Source organism: Methylobacterium sp. 174MFSha1.1, from assembly GCF_900116815.1.
GTDB lineage: Bacteria > Pseudomonadota > Alphaproteobacteria > Rhizobiales > Beijerinckiaceae > Methylobacterium.
The window spans coordinates 195,246-213,363 of record NZ_FPCB01000011.1; the positions used below are offsets into that span (position 1 = coordinate 195,246).

The window sequence follows — 18,118 nt, forward strand, 5'->3', positions numbered from 1 at the left end:
AATTCGCAAAACGCATGTACTCTTACCTCGATCGGAGGCTCCTAAAAATAGCTGGAACGAGAATGCAGAGGGCCAATCCCTGATGGGCCCCTGCCATTCACCAATCAACAAGTCGATCGAGAGTTCGGCGGCAGCACCGCAGCGGCACTTTGTCGGATGATGGTCAATATCTTTCCCAGTCGCGGCAATTAAATGTCGTTCTTGGTGAGCAACCCGGTCGAATTTTCCTTTGTACATTTGAATTTCTGATTTATAAATTCTATATAATTCTTCTTTTTGTTGGCTGTTATATATTTTATGAAATTATATTAGTAAGCAACATAAATTGAAGTATTTACTGATTTATCGGCGTTCCATTGCTCCAATATCTGCGCATGCGCCTCATGTATCGTGACGATATCGGTTACGGAAAAACCGCCTCTGGTTGCATCCTACCCGACGGCCCTGCCTCGGACAGACGCTCAGCGCAGCATAATCTGTGGCATCGCAATACGCTACGACAAGCTCGCCCGCGACCTTGCCTCCGCTCTCGCGCTATCCGCCGTTGTCGCCTCGTGTGCTGATCAGGTCTCGCCGCCAGCCCCTACTCGAAGCTCGTGCGCCGGCCGTCGCCGCGTCGCGTCGCCTGATAACGCTCGGCATCGCCGCGATATCGCCGATGCCGATCCCGCTTCGCGCCTGCTCAGTCCTCGTCCTGCCATCTCCGCAGATCCGTCTGGTCATGATAGCCCATCCGGTCGGGCGTTGTGATGAACTCCATCGTCGTGCCCCAAGGCATCCGGCAGTAGCACACCCTGTTTCCCGGCCCCTTCTCCGTCGCGTAGGGAATGGCGCGCGGCGCGGTCAGGGGCGTGCCGCCGGCCCGCTCGAAGCGCTCGACCGACGCATCGATGTCATCGGTGTAGAGCGCGAAATGCGTGATGCCGAAGTCGCTGGCCCGGATCGGCTGGGCCTGTTCGGGACCATTCATTTCGAACAGCTCGATGTCGGCTCCGGTCCCGATCTTGACCATCGCCTGGGCACGAACGACCGTTCCGGGGAACGCGCCGACAGCCCGCTCGAAGTCGGGCCCCTGACGCGGCGGATCCGGCGGTCCGAAGGACTGATAGATCACCTGGCCGTCGAAGGCGTCCACGAGGAACGATTTTGCCGCTTCGATGTCGGGTACCGTGATGCCGATATGGTTGACGCCGCGAATGACGGGTCGGGACATGATGGTCTCCTTGTGTTGACTGGGGTGAGCGCGCCCTCGAACGGACTTTGCCCGGAGGATCGCGGCAGGCCTGGCCCGCCTTGTCTCGCGGGCGCCGGTTTTCAGTCGGCCGTGAGAAAGTCGATCAAAGCGGCCGCGACGTCGTGCGGCCGCTCGTCGGCGACATAGTGGCTGCACCGCGCGATCGAGCCGCCCGTCACATGCGTGGCGAACTCTTGCAGCATCGGCACCATCTGCGCCCCGAACCGCTGGTCTCCCCCTAGGCCGAGCACCGGGATCTCCAGCGGTCGCGTCTTGTACGCCAGGGCAGCCGTATGATCGGCGTCGAGGGTACGATACCATTCCATGCCGCCGCGGGTGCGGCCGGGAAGCGCCATCGCCTTCGCGTAGATCTCGACGTCGACCGGATCGAACGTGCCGTGGTCGTAGAAGCGCTCGGCCATGAAGGCGGAAACGTAGTCGTATTCGCGACCGTGGATCAGGCGCTCGGGCAGATCCCGGTTCATGTGGAACCCGAAATGCCAGAGTCTCGCGGTCGTCGCCTCCCATCCGGTCCAGCCGGGAAGCGGCACGTCGAGCACGGCGAGATGCGTGACCGCCTCTCGATGGATCGCCGCCTGCGGCAGCGCCACCATGCCGCCGATGTCATGCCCACACACCGCGTAGCGGTCATGCCCGAGCGCGACCATGACCTCATGCGCATCGCGCGCCATCGTGGCCTTGTCGTAGCCGTCTAGGGGACAGTCGGAGAAGCCCGCGCCACGCAGGTCGATGGCCACCACGCTGAAATGCTCGGCCAGCAGCGGCATCACGTTGTGCCATTCCCACCAGGTTTCAGGCCAGCCGTGAAGCAGTAGGATCGGCGGACCGGCGCCCCCGGTGACGGCATTGATCTTGATGCCGTTCGCCGGCACGAGTTGCTGGGTGAATCCCTGCAAGGCCGCGATCATGATCGCACTCCGTTCAGATGTGAGCGTGAGAAGAGCGGTCGCCGCCACGAACCGTCATCTCGGCGATGATCGACCAGTCCTTCTCTCCGAAACCAGCCGCGACAGCGTGGCCGAGCCCGTCGCGGACCGCGTCGAGCAGCGGGAGCGTGCGTCCGATCTCGCGGCCGGCCTCCGTCGCGAGGCGCATGTCCTTGAGGGCGAGCCTGGCTTTGAAGCCCGGTTCGAACGATCGTTCGGTGATCTGCGCGCTGTAGCTCTCGTAGGCGCGGCCCGAGAACAGGGTGCCCAGGATGAGTTCGAAGAATTCCGCACGGTCGAGGCCGACGCTCTCGGTCAGCACGACACCCTCGGCCATCGCCTCGATCGCCATGGCGATCATCATGTTGCAGGCGAGCTTGGCCGCATTCGCCCGAGCGGGGGTCTCCCCCAATTTCCAGACTCGTCTGCTGAGGGGAGCGAGCAGCGGCTCGATCAAAGCCACGGCCTCGGCCTTCCCGGCTGCCAAAATGTTGAGCTGGCCGTTCGCCGCTACGCTCGGTCGTCCGAGGACCGGCGCGGACACGTAGCCGAGACCGGCCTCGTCGTGCAGGAGCGTCAATTCCCGCGCGAAGGCGAGCGAGATCGTCGAGGTGACGACATGGGTCAGCCCTGGTCGCGCATGCGCCAGCAGGCCGGCATCGAGGATCACCTCCCGAATGGCAGGGTCGTCCGACAGCATCGTGAAGACTGCCTCGCCCTCGAATGCTTCCGCCGCACGTTCGAGCAGCGTTACCCCGGGAACCCTCTCCTGGGCGACCTTGCTCCGGTTCCAGCTCCGGACGTCATGGCCGGCCTTCACCAGGTTGAGGGCCATGGCCGAGCCCATACTGCCGAGACCGATGAACCCGATCTGCATGGTCTAACTCCTGTTGATGCGATGACGGCGGGGCCCGGGACCGGATGCAGGCTGCCGGGCGATCGTCAGGCCGAGACCCGCGCCCGCGAGGTGGCCGACGGCGATGACGAGGCGAGCCACGCGGGCCTCCCCGCGCACGGCCGGGGTCACCCGAGCGGCCGCGCAGGTGGGTTGGGGGAAATCCGCAACAGGGGCGTCTCTCCCGGCGACGACGACAATCTATGTGCTTGGATTTGTTCGTTAACTGACATGAATGTACTCTCGCCGTTCATTTTTGTTCGGGTGGTCGCGATGGACTGGAGCGACGTCAGGATCTTTCTCGCCATCGCGCGATCCGGCACGCTCGGCGGCGCCGCGCGTTCGCTTCAGACAAGCCATCCGACCGTCGGCAGGCGCCTGCGCGCCTTCGAGCAGGCGATCGGTCACACGCTCTTCCAGCGCACGGCGGATGGTCTCGTTCTGACCGACGAGGGCCACGGGATCATCCCGCTGGCCGAGCAGATGGAGGAAGGCGCGCTGGCCATGGAGCGCCGGCTCGCAGGGCAGGAGCGGAATCTCAAGGGCAGTCTGCGTATCTCCTCAGCGGACTGGTTCGGGGCCTATGTCCTCCCTCCCGTCCTGGCGGATTTCTCGAAGGCCTACCCCCACGTCGACGTCGAGATCCTGACCGGTACGCGCCTGTTCAACCTTGCCCAGCGGGAGGCCGACGTCGCGTTTCGTATCGTGCCGTTCGACACGGCCGATGTGGTTCAGCGACGGCTGTTCAGACTCGAATACGGCGTCTACATCGCCGAGGACGCGGCAGACCCCGAATACGGCGACGGGACGGGCTACCGGCTGATCACCCATGACACGTCCACGGGCCGTTTCCCCGACATCGCGTGGCTGATCGAGAGTTTCCCCAACGCGCGACCGGTCCTGCGATCGAACAACCGCAACGTCCAGGGGCGCATGTGCCGGGAAGGCGTCGGCATCGCCGTCCTGCCGCGCGTGGTCGGCAACCAGATCCCGGGACTCCGCAGCCTGGACATGCCGACGCCGCCCCCCGCGCGCGACATCTGGATGGGATATCACCGGGACCTGCGGCGTCTCCAGCGCCTGCGTGCCTTCATCGCGACCGTCTCGGACCATCTCGTGAACGCGACCGCATGATGCCGACGCGGATACGCGCGGTCCGCCGGCGCCCCGCGGGATCAGGCAATCCGGTCCGTCGCCCCCTTCCGCACCGATCCGACGATCAACCACACGGCCGAGACCAGGAAGTAGAAGGCGCCGAACGCGGCGTAGGGAGCGATGTCCGCGATCCCGGGCGTCGAGGCACCTTTCGCCTTGAGTATGAAGAGGGTGCCCGCGAGGGCCGACTGGGCTCCGCTCAGGGCCATCGCCCACTGGGCGCCGGCCTGCCAGCGCCGCACGCCGGTCGCGAGTTGCAGCAGGCCGGCGAGGATGGCCCAGACCCCGAACACCGCCAGCACCGCGTGCGGGCCCCGACCGAGCGCGACCGCCACCGCGACGGCGACGACCGTGCTGGCCGCCGCGTTGAGGGCCTGGCTGGCATTGGCGGCCAAGCCGCCGCTGCGCCGCGCGTCGATGACGTTGGCGACGGCGTCCCAGGCGGGATAAGCGACCAGAAGCGCCGCCGCGGCCGGCGGCATGACCAGATGCGCCGCCGCAGCCGGCGGCATGGCTGCTCCGAGGGTGACGGCGGCCGCGACCCAGCCGGCGGACACCCCGGCACGGAGGAAGTAATAGGAACTCAGCCGGCGCGACATGTCACGGCCGGGATGGTGGATGGTCGTCATCGACGTGCCCTTCGGGTGCGCGACGCGGCGGAGGATCGGGACGACGGCCCATCACGCGGTGGACCCGGCGACCTGAACGCGGCGCTTGGTGAGAGCGGTGCGTGTTCAGAGGGATACGCATCGCTTCGGAAGGCAGGTTTACGATCGGACGCCGATGGCACCCATGACCGGATCGCTTGAAAACTTGACCGTTCTTCCGGACGGCGGACCGGGCATGGTCTCCGGCGACCTGCTCTCGCACGTGCTGGCGCAGATCCGGCTCACCGGGGACCATGTCCGGTCGCACGACGTCGCGCCGTCGACCCCTTTGGACCTGGACGCCGGGGCCGCCTACGTGCTGGTGGTCGCCGACGGCGCGCTCGCCGTAGAGGACGAGGCCGGGCAGCGCGACGCGATCGACACGGGGGATCTCGTGCTCCTGCCCCGCGGGCTCGCAGGCGCCCGGCTGGTCGCATCCGCCTCGCACGCCTCGGTGATCGTGTGCCGGTTCTGGTTCGATCCCCACAGCCTCCGCGGCATGATCTCGGCCCTGCCCGGGCGGATCCATATTCCGCGCGCCGAAGGCGCCGGGTGGCTGGACGGCATCGTGCCCTTCCTGATGGTCGAGGTGACCGACGACGAGCCCGGCGCGGCCCTGATGATCTCACGGATCATCGACGTCATCGTCATCCGCACCCTGCGGACCTGGGTGCAGCGTGGGCACACCACCGGATGGCTGGGCGGGCTGTCCGACACCCGCATCGCCCGGGCGCTGAAGGTCCTGCACGAGCGGCCGCTGCCCCGCTGGAGCGTCGAGGCCCTGGCCGACGCGGCCGGCATGTCCCGGTCGAGCTTCTGCGAGCGGTTCGCCGCCCTCGTCGGACGCTCGCCCCTGCGCTACCAGAACGAGTGGCGGCTCACGCTTGCGCGGGACATGCTGGTCGCCCGCGAGGCACGGGTCGGCGAGGTCGCGCTCCGTGTCGGCTACGAATCCGAAGCGGCGTTCAGCCGTGCCTACAAGGCGATGTTCGGCCATCCACCGAGGGACGAGCCTGCGCCGCCGAGCGAGCAGCAATCGCGGGCGTGACCCGTCTGCGTGGAACGGCAGGCGCGAAACGACCTTCGGCCGGTCGTCGCTCGACGGCATGGGCGCGATCGGCGCCCCTGGCGCATCCGTCAGGTCGTTCGGTTCGCCAGGGCCGTCGTCTCGCTCGGGGTTGCGATTCGCCTGGGTCCGCATCGGCTCTCCTCACGCCGCGGCTGACCCCATGCTCCAGCCTGACGACGCGCCCAGGAGCCGACTGTCGGCCATTGCTGACCGGTCGCACAGCGCTCTAGGATCGTAAAAACGCTCCGGCCCCTTCGAGCGGCCGGTCCCGGGAGGACGATCGTCATGACTGGAGCCCTGCGGCTCAAGCTCTCGCTCCTGCGGGGCGAGACGGCGTGCCCGTTGGATCTCGCCGATTTCGGTCGGCTGGCCGCGATCGACTTGCGCACGCAGACCAAATCGGTCCGCTCCGATCGCCTCGCGGTGGCGATGCTGGATCTGATCGCGTCCGGGCGCCTGCCGCCCGGCGCCCGCCTGCCTCCGGAGCGGCGCATCGCCGAGGCGGCCTCGGCGAGCCGGGTCTGCGTCCGCAGCGCCCTCGACCGTCTCAAGCTCGACGGCTACATCGAGGCCGTCCAGGGATCGGGGACCCGGGTCGTCGCGATCGAACGGGGCGGGCAACTGGCCGAGCTGCTCCGGGCCAACCAGGAGAACCTGGAGGATCTCCAGGATTTCGTCGCGTTCCTCGACCGCTGCGTCGTCGAGCAGCTCCTGCGCGATGCCTCCGACGCGGCGCTCGCCCGCGCCGCCGACCGCGTCGCGGCGGCGCCGCCGGACCGGGAGCTCCAGGCCCTGGCGGAGGACGAGGTCGGCTGGCGCCTCGCGCTCGCCGACGCCTCGCTCAGCCCGATCTACGCGATGATCGTCCGCCAGCTCGCGCGCGGGATCCGCAGCCTGTTCGGCAGCCTGCTCCGGGCCGCGGCCGCGTCGGGGCAGGCCGCCCAGGCGGACCCGCTTAGCCTTGGCCGCCGCACCCTCGCGGATGCGATCCGACGACGCGACAGGGCCGCCGCCCTGTCGGCCCTCGCGAGCCGCGCCGCCGCCTTTCGCGACCTCGACCGGTCCGGGATGGAAGGCGGCGAGCGCGGCCCGCGGAACGCGCCGGTTCCGCGGGACGACCTGATCCTGCGCGATCTCGCGGTGGCGAGCCCCGAGCAGCTCAAGGACCGGTTGACCCGCGAGATCGCCGGCATGATCGCGACCGGGCACGCGCGGGACGGCGCGCGCCTCCTCAGCGAGCGGCGGCTCGCGATGGTGTTCGGCGTGAGCCGGGCCTCGGTGCGCGAGGCCCTGGCCGCGCTCAAGGCCGACGGGACGGTGGTCGCCGACGAGCGCAGCGGCACGCGCACGGTCGATGCGCCGGTCGCGCTGACCTCGCTCGCCGCGGCCGACCTGTCACACTTGCAGACCATGTCGCGCCTGCGCGGCTACCTCGAGGTCTGGGCGGCGAGCCGCGCCGCCGAGCGCGGCAGCGAGCGCGACCTCACCGACCTGCGCCGCATCCTCGCCGAGATGGGCCGCTCGCATCTCAGCCCGCGACGCCGGATCGACCTCGATCTGCGCTTGCACCTGACCATCGCGCGGGCGGCCGGCAGCGCGGTCCACCTCTACATCACCGAGGTGCTGCGCGACCTGACGACGGCCTATTTCGACACCTCGCTCACCGCGCCGGCGATCGGCGGCGGGCGCGACGCCATGCTGCTCGCCCATCACACGAAGATCGTGACGGCGATCCTTGCCCGTGATCCCGTCGGCGCCGGCCGCGCGATGGCGGAGCATTGCGGCGCCTTCAGCGACCGCTACGCCCTGCTGGCGGAGGGCGAGATGCTGCCCTGCGGCCTCGCGACGGATCTCGCCCAAAGGCTCCCGGCCTTCGGCTGAGCGGAGGGCGGCGGCGCGCGAGGCGGGCCGCCGCTCGAGGACTTCACGATCGCGTTGCCGTCGCGAAGCTCTCCACGCCTCTGATTTTGCCGCATTTTCTTCGACGAACCGGCGTCCGCTTCGTCGGAAAATGCTCTACGCCTCGGGAGGCGTCTTCGCTGCCAGTTCCTCGAACAAGGCGACGAGCGCAGCACCGATCGGGCTGCCGAGCCCGGTACAGGCGTTCCAGCCCGGCCCGGCCCGGTATCCCGGCGTCGTTCCGACCGCATTGGTGCCGCTGACGATGCTGCGGAAGCAGTGCTGCCGGGCCGTGTCACCGTAGAGAGCCGGGTTGACGAACCCGACCGGCATGCCGAGCGTCTCGTTCACGAGCGCGAAGAGCCCGGCCCATAACGGCGCGACGGCGCTCGTTCCCCCGTGCACCGTCATCCACGGGTAGGAACCGACGAGCACGTAGTAGCCGAGCGTGTCCCGGTCGGCGCAGCCGGCGACGTCGGGCACGCCCCGCCCCGGTGGCGCGCCGGGATTGACCGACGCGACCGCGGCGACGGACGGGTCCTGGTAGGCCGGAGGCGGGAACACCGCGCTGATGCCGCCGCCGGAGGCTTGGACGCCGGAATTCCAGACCACCTCCGAGGCGATCCCGCCGCCGGCGCCGCGCGTGACCGATGTGCCGCCGCAGGAGAGGACGAACGGGCTCGACGCGGGAAAGTGGACATGGGCGGTGCCGCCCGGGTTGGTCGCCGTATCGGCCGACCCGTAATCCCCGCTCGACGCGCAGACCGTGATGCCGATTGCGGCCGCCTCGTGCATGGCCTCGTTCATGGCGTCGAGATAGGCCGCGTTCACCGTCGATTCGGGCATGCCCCAGCTGATCGAGATGATCGAGTTCGGGTTGTCCTGATCGTGAATGGCCGTTTTCACCGCGAGCAGGAAGCCCTGCAACGTGTTCTCGGCGAAGTAGACGTTGATCCTGGCATGGGGCGCGATCGTCCCCAGGACCGCGATGTCGAGGTAGACTTCCGCCGCGTCGCGACCGAGCGGGTCGTTGGTGCCCTGGCCGACCGTGATCGCCGAGACCGCCGGCAGAGGGACGCGCGCGTAGGTCTCGAAATAGGTCTTCAGCGTCTCAAGGTCGAACCCTCCTCCGAGCTCGATGAGCGCGACGGACTGCCCGGAGCCGGCGGCGGCGCTCGGAAATCCGTAGAGACGGGCGATGTTCATCGGATAGTCGCCGTTCGGCGGCAGGTCGTGGGTGCCCTCCTCCTCGTCCTGCTCCACCGCTTCCGCTGCCGGCGGCCGCGCCCCGCCCGGCCTCGCTCCGGGGACCGTCGGCGCGGTCTGCACGCCCTTGGTCGGCACCTGCGACCCGGACCGTCCCACGACCGGACCCCGCGTCGCCGCCTGGCGCGTGCTCAGGCCGAACACCGCCTTGACGATGGTCTTCAGTTCGGCCGGAACCGAGACCTGTCCATCGTAGGAGCGATAAGTCCCGGCATCGGACGCGTAGGTGTGGAGGGTGACGCGGAACGCGGCATTGATGTCGCCTACCGATCCGGCGAGCCGAACCGTCCTCGAAGACCGGTCCACCGCCTCGACCCGCAGATCGTGGCTGGCCGCAAACGCTTCCACTGCGGCGACGTCCGCCGGATCGGCCTGGTAGGTCCGGCGATAGCCGGAATGGCCGAGCCCGCCGCCGAGACCCTGGCCGGACGACAGCGCGTCGAGAGAGGGCAGCGCCGCGGCGGAGGCCGGCAGGCGCAGCAGCACGGTGACGATCACCTCCTGGTCCGCGACCACCGGCTGCTCGCGCACCGCCGACGACAGCTGGACCGGTGCGCTGCCCTTCAGCGCCTCGTAAACCTGCGCGGCCATCCGTGCTTCTCCTCATCCCGACGGGCACCGGAATCGAGCCTGCGATGCCGCGCCCGCGAGGAACGACCGCCGAAGACCGGGCGGCACGCCGCGACGATCAGCAGAGCGACGATCAAAGATAAATGACGCGACTTTTCTTTCGAAAGAGGTCATGTCGTATGCATGTCGACGTCTTCGGATGAACGCCCCATCGCTGCTTCGCTCATACACCGACAAGATGCACCACTGCAACGGCAAAAATTAATTGACATCGGCCCAAAAACGCGGCTGCAATGTATTTGCCGAGAAGGGGCGAGGAGACTAGGTTCGCCATGTTCAACCAGCATCAATTCTCTACCAATTATGGAAAACTCGTTTCCAAAATATGGGCCGATCCGTCTGAGTTCGATAAGCTTAAGGCCGACCCCGCGGCGACGCTGAACAGCTACGGAATCAGCACGGTCACCGGGGCGAAGATCTATGTCGTGCGCGTCGATCCGACCGGTCAAGGCGATGTGGAGCGGCAGGTGACCGACTGGCAGAAGGGCAACCAGGACGGGTCGTACTATCTCTGGATCCCCAACAAGCCCGACAACCTGGGCGGTGCGGCGGTGGCGGACGACACCAGCACCACCTGCACGCCCTGCACCACCTGCACCTGACCGGGCCGACGGAGGGTGCGGGGCGGTTCCGTCCGCCCCGCGCCCGCATCCGCACGAAACATCCGCGCGAAGAAACATCCGCGCGAAGCCGAAATCCGCGTCGCGGACGCGATTCTCGCAGGAACCGCCCGAAGCCGTCGAAGGGCTTCGTACGACAGGACCGGACGATCCGGCCCGGATTTGGAGGGGCTCAGGTGGTACAGTTACGTCGGACCGTTGGCCTGTCCCGACGCGATCGTCCGGTCACGGTCGGCGTCGTGCAGATCGCCCAGGTCAACTGGTCCCATCGCAAGCGCGAGCGCTTCACGGTCGAGGACGGCGTGATCGTCGCGCAGGCCGGGACGTGGTCGAACGCTGCGCCGTCCTTCAGCTACATTCCCTACGCGGTCGGCACGCTCCAGGCCTTCGTCCAGGCCCATGCGCGCGACCCCGACCGGTACCGATGGCTGCTGCCCGTCTACAAGCGCCTGCCGATCGGGGAACTCGTCGCCGCGATGGCGGAGGCCGACGTGGTCGGCTTCAGCAGCTACATCTGGAACGTCGAGCAGAACCTCGCCGCCGCCCGCGAGCTGAAGCGCCTGCGGCCCGACCGGCTGATCGTCTTCGGGGGACCTCAGGTTCCGGCGCGGGCCGAAGCCTTCCTGCGCCGGTACCCCTTCGTCGACGTCGTCTGCCACGGCGAGGCCGAGCGCGCCTTCCTCCAGATCCTCGAAGCCCACGAATCGGGCGACTGGTCGGATGTCGGCTCGATCAGCCGTCTGGCAGAGGACGGGCGCTTCGCGACGGCGCGCAGCCTCGGCCGCGCCAAGGATCTGTCCGCGTTCCCCTCGCCCTACCTGTCCGGCGTGTTCGACCCGCTGATCCGCGCCAATCCCGGGCAGGGCTGGATGGCCATGTGGGAGACGAACCGCGGCTGCCCCTACTCGTGCACCTATTGCGACTGGGGGTCCGCGGTGGCCAGCAAGGTCCACCGCTTCGACATGGACCGGCTTCAGGCCGAGATGGACTGGTTCGCCAGGAACAAGATCCGGTTCCTGTTCATCTGCGACGCGAATTTCGGGATCTTGCCGCGCGACGTCGAGATCGCCCGCTACCTGGTCGATACCTACGAGCGGCACGAGAGCTTCGTCAACATCAGCATCCAGAACGCCAAGAACCAGGTCGAGCGGACCTACCAGATCCAGCGGATCCTGACCGACTCGAAGGTCGCGACCTTCGGCGCCACGATCGCCATGCAGGGCGTGGCCGAGCAGACCCTCAAGGCCATCAAGCGCGACAACATCTCGATCTCGTCGTTCAACGAGCTGCAGCGGCGCTTCAAGCGCGACGGGCTCGATACCTACACCGACATCATCGTCGGCTTGCCCGGGGAAACCTACGAGTCCTTCGCCAGCGGCATCGACCTGATCATCGCCAACGGCCAGCACAACCGCATGACGTCCTACAATTGTTCGGTGCTGATCAACGCCGAGATGGGCGACCCCGCCTACATCGCGCGGTTCGGCATCGAGTCGGTGCCGTTGCGCATCATCTACCAGCACGACGACATCGCGATCAGCGAAGGCGAGGACGTGCACGAATTCATCGACACGATCATCGCGACGAAGTCGCTCGATCGTGCGGACTGGCGGCGCGCCCGGGTCTTCGCCTGGCTCGTCGAGCTGCTCCACTTCAACCGGCTGCTCCAGATCGTCTTCGTGACGCTGAACCGGGCCTACGGCTTCTCCTTCCGCGAGATGGTCGAGGCCTTCACTGATGCCGAGCCGGAGCGCTACCCCGTCCTGTCCGACATGGTGGCGGTGCTCGCCGGACAGGCGGAGCGCATCCAGGCCGGCCACGCGGAATTCATCGCCGCTCCCGACTATCTCGGGATCTGGTGGCCCGCCGACCAGTTCGCGTTGCTGCGACTGGTCGGGCGCGGCACCCTGCCGGCCTTCTACGCGGAGGCCGAGGCGCTGCTGGGGGCGTTCGTGGCGGGGCGGCGGCCCGCCGACGACCTGTCGCTGCTGCGCGACGCGCTGCGCGTCAACGCAGCGGCGTTCCGCATCCCCGAATGCTTCGAGGACACCGAGGTCGTCACCGGGCACAACGTCGTCGAGGTCTACCAGGGCGTCCTGGCCGGCGAGGACGTGCTCCCGGTCCGGGGCCGTCACCGCTACCGCGTCGACCGCACCGGCCTGGTGTGGCTGTCCTTCGACGCCTGGGCGACGGACGTCGTGCTCCAAGTCTACCAGCGGGGGCAGTACGTCTATCCCCTGACCGTGGTGGAGGCGCCGGGCATCGAGGCGGAGCGGACTGCGCGCGCCGAACTCCGGGAAACCGCGTGATGGAGGATTCCGGCCGACCGCTGCTGTGGCGCGGGGACTGCGTCGTCGAGGTCGTGGAGCCCGACCAGCTCCTCGTCCTCTCGGAGGACCGCTACCGCCTCTTCAACGGCCGGGCCTTCGCGGCGGCCGCCCCCCTGCTCGACGGAACGCGCGGCCTCGACGAGGTCTGCGCCGTCCTGGCGGATCGCGTGCCGCTCGCGGAGAGCTATTTCGCGCTCGGGGAACTCGGCCGGTCCGGCCTGCTGAGCCGGAACGACCCGGACGGTCCGGCGGGCGCCTGGTGCGACGCGGCCGGCCTTGATCAGGCCGGTCTCCGCGCCACGCGCGTCCGGGTGCTCGCCGGACGAAGCGAGGAGGCGGAGGCGTTCGAGGAGGCGCTCGCGCGCTCGGGCGTCGCGATCGCGGACGGCGAGGCGGACCTGTCGGTGGTGCTCGTCGACGACATCCTCGACCCCCGCCTCGAGGCGATCAACGCGGCGCGCCTCGCCGACGGCCGTCCCTGGCTGGTCGTGAAGCCGGCCGGCCGGCCGGGCTGGGTCGGACCGCTCTTTGCTCCCGGAGACACCGCCTGCTGGGCCTGTCTGGCCCACCGCGTCCGCGAGGCCCGTCAGGCCGAGACCTGGATCGGGAGGCTGCGCCGGGGGCCGGCGCCGACGGCGCCGCCCTCCGGAACCGCCACGACCCGCGACCTCTGCCGCCAGATCGCCGTCGCGGAAGTCCTGTCCTGGATCGGGGGCCGCCGGCCGGGTCGCCTCTTCGGGCGGATCCTGACGGTGGATGCCGCGGACCTGAGCACGCGCCTGCACGAGGTCGTGCGGCGGCCGCAATGCAAAGCCTGCGGCACGCCTGACTTGGCCTGCGGCACGCTTGACTTGGCCTGCGGCACGCCCGTCCCGCACCCGCTCGCGCGGACCGCCCCGGGCGGCGAACCGACGGCGTTGTGGGAGCCCGACGGCGCCGACCTCGACCGCTTCGTCGACGAGATCACCGGCGTCGTCCAGCGGGTCGAACCCGGGCTCGAGAGCCCGAACCCCCTCGTCCATACGGCGATCGCCGTGCACTTCTTCCCGATGTTCAAGGACGACCTCAAGGTCCTGCAGCGCAACCTCATCGGCCGCGGCGGCGGCAAGGGGCGGACGCCCGCCCAGGCGCGGTGCGGGGCGATCGGCGAGGCGCTGGAGCGCCATGCCGGAATCTGGCAGGGCGACGTCGAGCCGGTCCTCCGGTCCTCGGCGCGGCGGCTCGGTGCGGCGGCCCTGCACCCCTCGGCCTGCCTGCTGTTCAGCGACGCGCAATTGGAAGGCCGGCGGGCCTGGAACCGCGCCCTGCGCAGCCCGCACCAGGTCGTGACCGAGCCGCTCGACCCCGACGACGAGATCGACTGGACGCCGGCCCGCAGCCTGACCCACGACGAGATCCGCTACCTGCCCGCCGCCTATTGCTGGTACGGCCATCCGGAGCTGGCGCGCATGATCTGCCTGGCGGACAGCAACGGCTGCGCGGCGGCCGGGGCGCCGGACCGGGCGGTCCTGGCCGGCCTCGTCGAACTGATCGAGCGCGATGCCGTGGCGATCTGGTGGTACAACCGGCTGTCGCGGCCGGCAGTCGACCTCGCGAGCTTCGGCGACCCCTACATCGACGATCTCTGCCGCCGCTACCGCGACCTCGGGCGGGAGATCTGGGCGATCGACGTCGGCGCGGATCTCGGGGTGCCGGTGATCGTCGCCCTGTCCGCCCGCACCGACCGGGCGGCCGAGGACGTCATCTTCGGGTTCGGGGCCTCCCTCGATGCGCCGCGCGCCGTCCTCCGCGCCCTGACCGAGCTGAACCAGTCCTACGGCTTCGTCTCGGCCACCGAAGCCGAGGGCCGGACGCAGTACCGGGCCGAGAACGCGGAGATGCTCGACTGGCTGCGGAGCGCCACCCGGGCGTCCCAGCCCTACCTCGTGCCCGACCCGGCCCTGCCGCCGCGCCGGGCGGCGGACTTTCCCGCACCGCCCTGGGAGGATGCGGGCGCCGCGGTGCGCGGCCTCGTCGCGCGGCTGGGCGAGGCCGGCCTCGAGGCCTTCCTGGTCGACCAGACCCGGCCCGATATCGGCCTGCCCGTCGCCCGCGTGGTCGTTCCCGGCCTGCGCCACATGTGGCGCCGGCTCGCCCCGGGGCGTCTCTACGACGTGCCGGTCGCCCTCGGATGGCTCGACGCCCCGCGCGCCGAGGCGGATCTCAACCCCTACTCCATCTTCATATGACCGCACCGACCATCCACCTGACCCTCGTCCCCGGCATCGCCCTCGCCGAGGCGGACGGATCGCTCGCGGTCAACGGCCGCCGCTTCGACCTGCCCCTGACGGGCCTGACGCCCGGGAGCATCGCCGCCCTGCGGAGCCTGGCCGACGGCCCCGTCGAGGAGGACGCGCTGGCCGCGCCCGTGGTCGCGGCCGAAGGGCTGCGCGGTCTCATGGCCCTCGAACGGGCCAAGTTCCAGCTGCACGAGCTCGGCCTCGTCCGGCGCACCGCGCTCCACGACGGCGTCCCCCTGGCGACTTTGCACCCGATGACGCCCGGGCCGGCCTTCGTCTCCGGCGCCGTCGTGCCCGGGCGGCTCTACGCGCTCTCGCGCTTCGCCTGGCTGCGCCGGGGCGAGGGCGGCCTCGAGCTCGAATGCCCGCTCTCGACGGCCCGCCTCCTCTGCCACGACGGCCGCGTCGCGGCTCTGGCCGCCGCGCTGGCCGTGCCGAGGAGCGTGGAGGAGGCCGCCTCGCTCGCAGGGCTGCCCGACGCGGTCGCCGCGGCGCTCATCGACATGTTCCTGCACGTCCGCGCGGCGGCGGCCGTGGGCAACGACACGAGCGCGGAATCCGATCTCGCGCACCCCCTCGCCGGGTGGGAGTTCCACGACCTGCTGTTCCACGCGCGAAGCCGGCAGGGACGCCACGACGCGCCGTACGGCGCCACGTTCCCGATGAAGGGACGGGTGCCGCCGCCGCCCCTCTCCGCCCCGCGCCGCTGGGCGCACGACATCCCGCTCCACATGCCGGATCTCGACGCGCTTCGCGCGCGCGACCTGCCCTTCGCCGAGGTGGTCGAGCGGCGCCGGTCGGTGCGCCGTTACGCCGAGGCGCCGGTCACCGTCGCGCAACTCGGCGAGTTCCTCTACCGCACGGCGCGCGTCAAGCACGTCCTTTCCACCCCGCCCGGGGAGATGGAGCTGAGCCTGCGCCCCTATCCCGGCGGCGGCGCCATCCACGAGCTGGAGATCTACGCCGTGGTCGGCGGATGCGCGGGGCTGGAGCGCGGCCTCTACCACTACGATCCGGTCGGGCACCGCCTCGGCCTCGTCGTTCCGGAGAACGGGCAGACGGCCGAACTGCTCGAGATCGGCTGGCGCACCGCCGACCGCCAGTCGAGGCCGCAGGTCTTCTTCGTCATCACGGCGCGTTTCCGCCGCCTGCAATGGAAGTACCAGTCCGTCGTCTACGCGGTGATCATGAAGAACGTCGGCGTCCTGTACGAGGCGATGTACCTCACGGCGACGGCGATGGGCCTGGCGCCGTGCTCGCTCGGCGGCGGGGTCGTCGATCCGTTCTGCCGGGCCGTCGGCCTCGACCCGTTCGAGGAGGCCCCGGTCGGCGAGTTCATGCTCGGCAGCACGGAGAGGGCGGCGTGATCCGGGACGTCGCGACCGCGTTCTACGCGCTCCTCAATGCCCGGGCGTTCGACCGCCTCGGCGAGGTGATGGCCGCCGACTGCCGGACCGGCGTGCCCGGCCTGGCCGACGGCCCGGACGCCTTCGGGGCGATGGCCGCCGGCTACGCACAGGCCTTTCCGGACATCGACCACGCCGTCCTCGACACGGTGCGGGAGGGCGACCGGATCGTCGTCCTCACCCGGACCTCGGGCACGCACCGGGCGCCGTTCCTGGGCCACCCGGCGACCGGCCGGCGGTTCTGCGCCTCCGGGATGGACCTGCTCGGGTTCCGCGGCAGCCTGATCGTCAGCCGCCAGGCCGTCTTCGACACCGTGACCATGCTCCGGCAGCTCGGGCTCTACCGGTGACGGCCCCCTCGCCTCCCCCCGGGCCGGGCCGGGCCCTGATGCTCGACGAGATCCGCGAGGAGCCCCTCGCCTTCCTGGCCCGGATGCGCCGGCAATACGGCGACGTCGTCGGATACGGCACGGACGCGTGGCGCGCGGTGCTGATCAGCCATCCCGATCACATCCGCCACGTCCTCGTCACCAACGTCCGCAACTACGCCAAGGAGGGCACCCCGGACCTGCGGATGCTCAAGCCGATGCTGGGGGACGGCCTGCTGACCAGCGACGGCGAGACCTGGCGGGCCCAGCGCCACCTCCTGGCCCCCCTGTTCCGCCGCAACATGGTGGAGGCGTTCGGTCCCCTGATCGTCGAGGCCGCGGTGGCCGTCCGGGGCGACTGGGCGGCGCGGCCGGGCCGGGCGATCGAGGTCGGGGCCGAGATGAGCCGGCTGACCCTGCGGATCGTCGCCAGGGCCCTGTTCGGCTACGACCTGTCCGACGACGCCGACCCGTTCACCGACGCCGTCGAGATCCTCAACGAGGCGATGGGCGGGCTAACGCCCCGGACGGGCGACGCCCGCTTCCGCTTCATCGGCGCCCTCGCGGTGATCCACGATGTCGTGGAGCGTGCCGTCGCGGCCCGCCATGGGAACGGGCATGCGGAAGGGCTTGCGGGCGGGCCAGGGGGGGTCGACGCCCTGTCCCTCCTGCTCGCCGCCCGGGACGGGCGGGGGCTGCCGGCCATGACCGACCGGGCCCTCATCGACCAGAGCGTCACCCTGCTGCTGGCCGGTCACGAGACGACCGCGAAGGCCCTGACCTGGACGTTCCACCTGCTGGCGCGTCACCCGAAGGTGGAGCGGCGCGTCGGCCACGAACTGGCGCGGCTCGGCGGATGCAGGCCCACGGTCGAAGACCTGCCGTCCCTCCCCTACCTCGCCGCCGTGCTGCGCGAGGCCATGCGGCTGTTCACCCCGATCTGGATCGTGTCGCGCATCGCCGTCGGCGACGACGTCGTCGGCGGCCACCACGTCCCGGCCGGCACCCTGGTTCCGATCAGCCCCTACCTCGTCCACCGGCACGAGGCGTTCTGGCCCGAGGCCGAGCGGTTCGACCCGGACCGCTTCATGCCCGAGCGGACGGCCGGCCATCACGCGCATCAGTTCCTGCCCTTCGGAGCCGGGCCGCGCCACTGCATCGGCGAGCACTTCGCCATGATGGAACTGCAGCTCGTCCTGGCGACGCTGCTCCAGACCTGCCGCCTGCGCCCCGCGGACGACCGGGCAGTCGTGCCGGAGGCCCTCGTGACGCTGCGCCCCCGCGGCGGCCTCCGGATGATTCCGGAACCGTGGGACGGGGCCTCGCCCGCCTGACCGCCCGCCTCCCTCCCGTCGATCCCGTGCCCGCGGCCA

General features: G+C 69.7%; 14 protein-coding genes. 9 read left to right on the forward strand and 5 right to left on the reverse strand.

The annotated features are described in order from the left end of the window. Nucleotides 1–682: 682 nt before the first annotated feature. The 3 genes from BM430_RS10820 to BM430_RS10830 form a co-directional block, all read right to left on the reverse strand. Nucleotides 683–1,213, reverse strand: a complete 531-nt coding sequence (locus tag BM430_RS10820; protein ID WP_093567260.1) for a VOC family protein — start codon at nt 1,211–1,213, stop codon at nt 683–685. Nucleotides 1,214–1,314: 101 nt separating this feature from the next. Further along, a complete protein-coding gene (locus BM430_RS10825; protein ID WP_093567261.1) occupies nt 1,315–2,163 on the reverse strand; it encodes an alpha/beta fold hydrolase in 849 nt (282 codons plus the stop codon). A gap of 13 nt (nt 2,164–2,176) precedes the next feature. Then, the gene (locus BM430_RS10830; protein ID WP_093567262.1) at nt 2,177–3,058 is read right to left on the reverse strand and encodes an NAD(P)-dependent oxidoreductase; all 882 of its coding nucleotides are present in this window, start codon (nt 3,056–3,058) and stop codon (nt 2,177–2,179) included. Nucleotides 3,059–3,349: 291 nt separating this feature from the next. Between BM430_RS10830 and BM430_RS10835 the strand changes: the two genes are divergently transcribed. Beyond that, nucleotides 3,350–4,210 carry a LysR family transcriptional regulator gene (locus BM430_RS10835; protein WP_093567293.1) on the forward strand — a complete coding sequence of 287 codons (861 nt, stop codon included), beginning with the start codon at nt 3,350–3,352 and terminating at the stop codon, nt 4,208–4,210. A 41-nt stretch (nt 4,211–4,251) separates the two neighbouring features. Here BM430_RS10835 and BM430_RS10840 read toward each other — a convergent pair whose 3' ends face one another. Next, nucleotides 4,252–4,860: a DUF308 domain-containing protein gene (locus BM430_RS10840; RefSeq protein ID WP_093567263.1), complete on the reverse strand. Its 609-nt coding sequence runs from the start codon at nt 4,858–4,860 to the stop codon at nt 4,252–4,254. 163 nt (nt 4,861–5,023) lie between these two features. Here BM430_RS10840 and BM430_RS10845 point away from each other — a divergent pair, with 163 nt between their 5' ends. Then, entirely contained in the window at nt 5,024–5,926 is a 903-nt protein-coding gene (locus BM430_RS10845; RefSeq protein ID WP_093567264.1) for an AraC family transcriptional regulator, read from the forward strand. Between the two features lie 306 nt (nt 5,927–6,232). Further along, the gene (locus BM430_RS10850; RefSeq protein ID WP_093567265.1) at nt 6,233–7,828 is read left to right on the forward strand and encodes a GntR family transcriptional regulator; all 1,596 of its coding nucleotides are present in this window, start codon (nt 6,233–6,235) and stop codon (nt 7,826–7,828) included. A 135-nt stretch (nt 7,829–7,963) separates the two neighbouring features. On the opposite strand, the gene BM430_RS10855 is transcribed toward BM430_RS10850, so the two are convergent. Beyond that, a complete protein-coding gene (locus BM430_RS10855) occupies nt 7,964–9,703 on the reverse strand; it encodes a S53 family peptidase (protein ID WP_093567266.1) in 1,740 nt (579 codons plus the stop codon). Between the two features lie 311 nt (nt 9,704–10,014). Here BM430_RS10855 and BM430_RS10860 point away from each other — a divergent pair, with 311 nt between their 5' ends. The 6 genes from BM430_RS10860 to BM430_RS10890 all read left to right on the forward strand — a co-directional run bounded on the left by BM430_RS10860 (nt 10,015) and on the right by BM430_RS10890 (nt 18,079). Beyond that, nucleotides 10,015–10,344 (forward strand): hypothetical protein, encoded by a 330-nt coding sequence (locus BM430_RS10860; RefSeq protein ID WP_093567267.1) that lies wholly within the window; start codon nt 10,015–10,017, stop codon nt 10,342–10,344. A 194-nt stretch (nt 10,345–10,538) separates the two neighbouring features. Beyond that, nucleotides 10,539–12,671 (forward strand): B12-binding domain-containing radical SAM protein, encoded by a 2,133-nt coding sequence (locus BM430_RS10865; RefSeq protein ID WP_143132001.1) that lies wholly within the window; start codon nt 10,539–10,541, stop codon nt 12,669–12,671. Further along, nucleotides 12,671–14,920 (forward strand): TOMM precursor leader peptide-binding protein, encoded by a 2,250-nt coding sequence (locus tag BM430_RS33900; RefSeq protein ID WP_177303016.1) that lies wholly within the window; start codon nt 12,671–12,673, stop codon nt 14,918–14,920. The genes BM430_RS10865 and BM430_RS33900 overlap by 1 nt, the downstream gene beginning before the upstream one ends. After that, a complete protein-coding gene (locus BM430_RS10880) occupies nt 14,917–16,338 on the forward strand; it encodes a SagB family peptide dehydrogenase (protein WP_177303017.1) in 1,422 nt (473 codons plus the stop codon). Before BM430_RS33900 ends, BM430_RS10880 begins: the two co-directional genes overlap by 4 nt. Then, nucleotides 16,335–16,727 carry an ester cyclase gene (locus BM430_RS10885; RefSeq protein WP_177303018.1) on the forward strand — a complete coding sequence of 131 codons (393 nt, stop codon included), beginning with the start codon at nt 16,335–16,337 and terminating at the stop codon, nt 16,725–16,727. The genes BM430_RS10880 and BM430_RS10885 overlap by 4 nt, the downstream gene beginning before the upstream one ends. Further along, on the forward strand, nt 16,724–18,079 hold the full coding sequence (locus BM430_RS10890; RefSeq protein ID WP_093567271.1) for a cytochrome P450: 1,356 nt from the start codon (nt 16,724–16,726) through the stop codon (nt 18,077–18,079). The genes BM430_RS10885 and BM430_RS10890 overlap by 4 nt, the downstream gene beginning before the upstream one ends. Nucleotides 18,080–18,118 lie beyond the last annotated feature (39 nt).

What these genes read in the sequence shown, in the direction of transcription:
- BM430_RS10855 (WP_093567266.1), bottom strand. Translation starts at nt 9,703, where the DNA reads ATGGCCGCGCAGGTTTACGAGGCGCTGAAGGGCAGCGCACCGGTCCAG.
- BM430_RS10820 (WP_093567260.1), bottom strand. Translation starts at nt 1,213, where the DNA reads ATGTCCCGACCCGTCATTCGCGGCGTCAACCATATCGGCATCACGGTA.
- BM430_RS10825 (WP_093567261.1), bottom strand. Translation starts at nt 2,163, where the DNA reads ATGATCGCGGCCTTGCAGGGATTCACCCAGCAACTCGTGCCGGCGAAC.
- BM430_RS10845 (WP_093567264.1), top strand. Translation starts at nt 5,024, where the DNA reads ATGACCGGATCGCTTGAAAACTTGACCGTTCTTCCGGACGGCGGACCG.
- BM430_RS10880 (WP_177303017.1), top strand. Translation starts at nt 14,917, where the DNA reads ATGACCGCACCGACCATCCACCTGACCCTCGTCCCCGGCATCGCCCTC.
- BM430_RS10830 (WP_093567262.1), bottom strand. Translation starts at nt 3,058, where the DNA reads ATGCAGATCGGGTTCATCGGTCTCGGCAGTATGGGCTCGGCCATGGCC.
- BM430_RS10850 (WP_093567265.1), top strand. Translation starts at nt 6,233, where the DNA reads ATGACTGGAGCCCTGCGGCTCAAGCTCTCGCTCCTGCGGGGCGAGACG.
- BM430_RS10840 (WP_093567263.1), bottom strand. Translation starts at nt 4,860, where the DNA reads ATGACGACCATCCACCATCCCGGCCGTGACATGTCGCGCCGGCTGAGT.
- BM430_RS10835 (WP_093567293.1), top strand. Translation starts at nt 3,350, where the DNA reads ATGGACTGGAGCGACGTCAGGATCTTTCTCGCCATCGCGCGATCCGGC.
- BM430_RS10860 (WP_093567267.1), top strand. Translation starts at nt 10,015, where the DNA reads ATGTTCAACCAGCATCAATTCTCTACCAATTATGGAAAACTCGTTTCC.
- BM430_RS33900 (WP_177303016.1), top strand. Translation starts at nt 12,671, where the DNA reads ATGGAGGATTCCGGCCGACCGCTGCTGTGGCGCGGGGACTGCGTCGTC.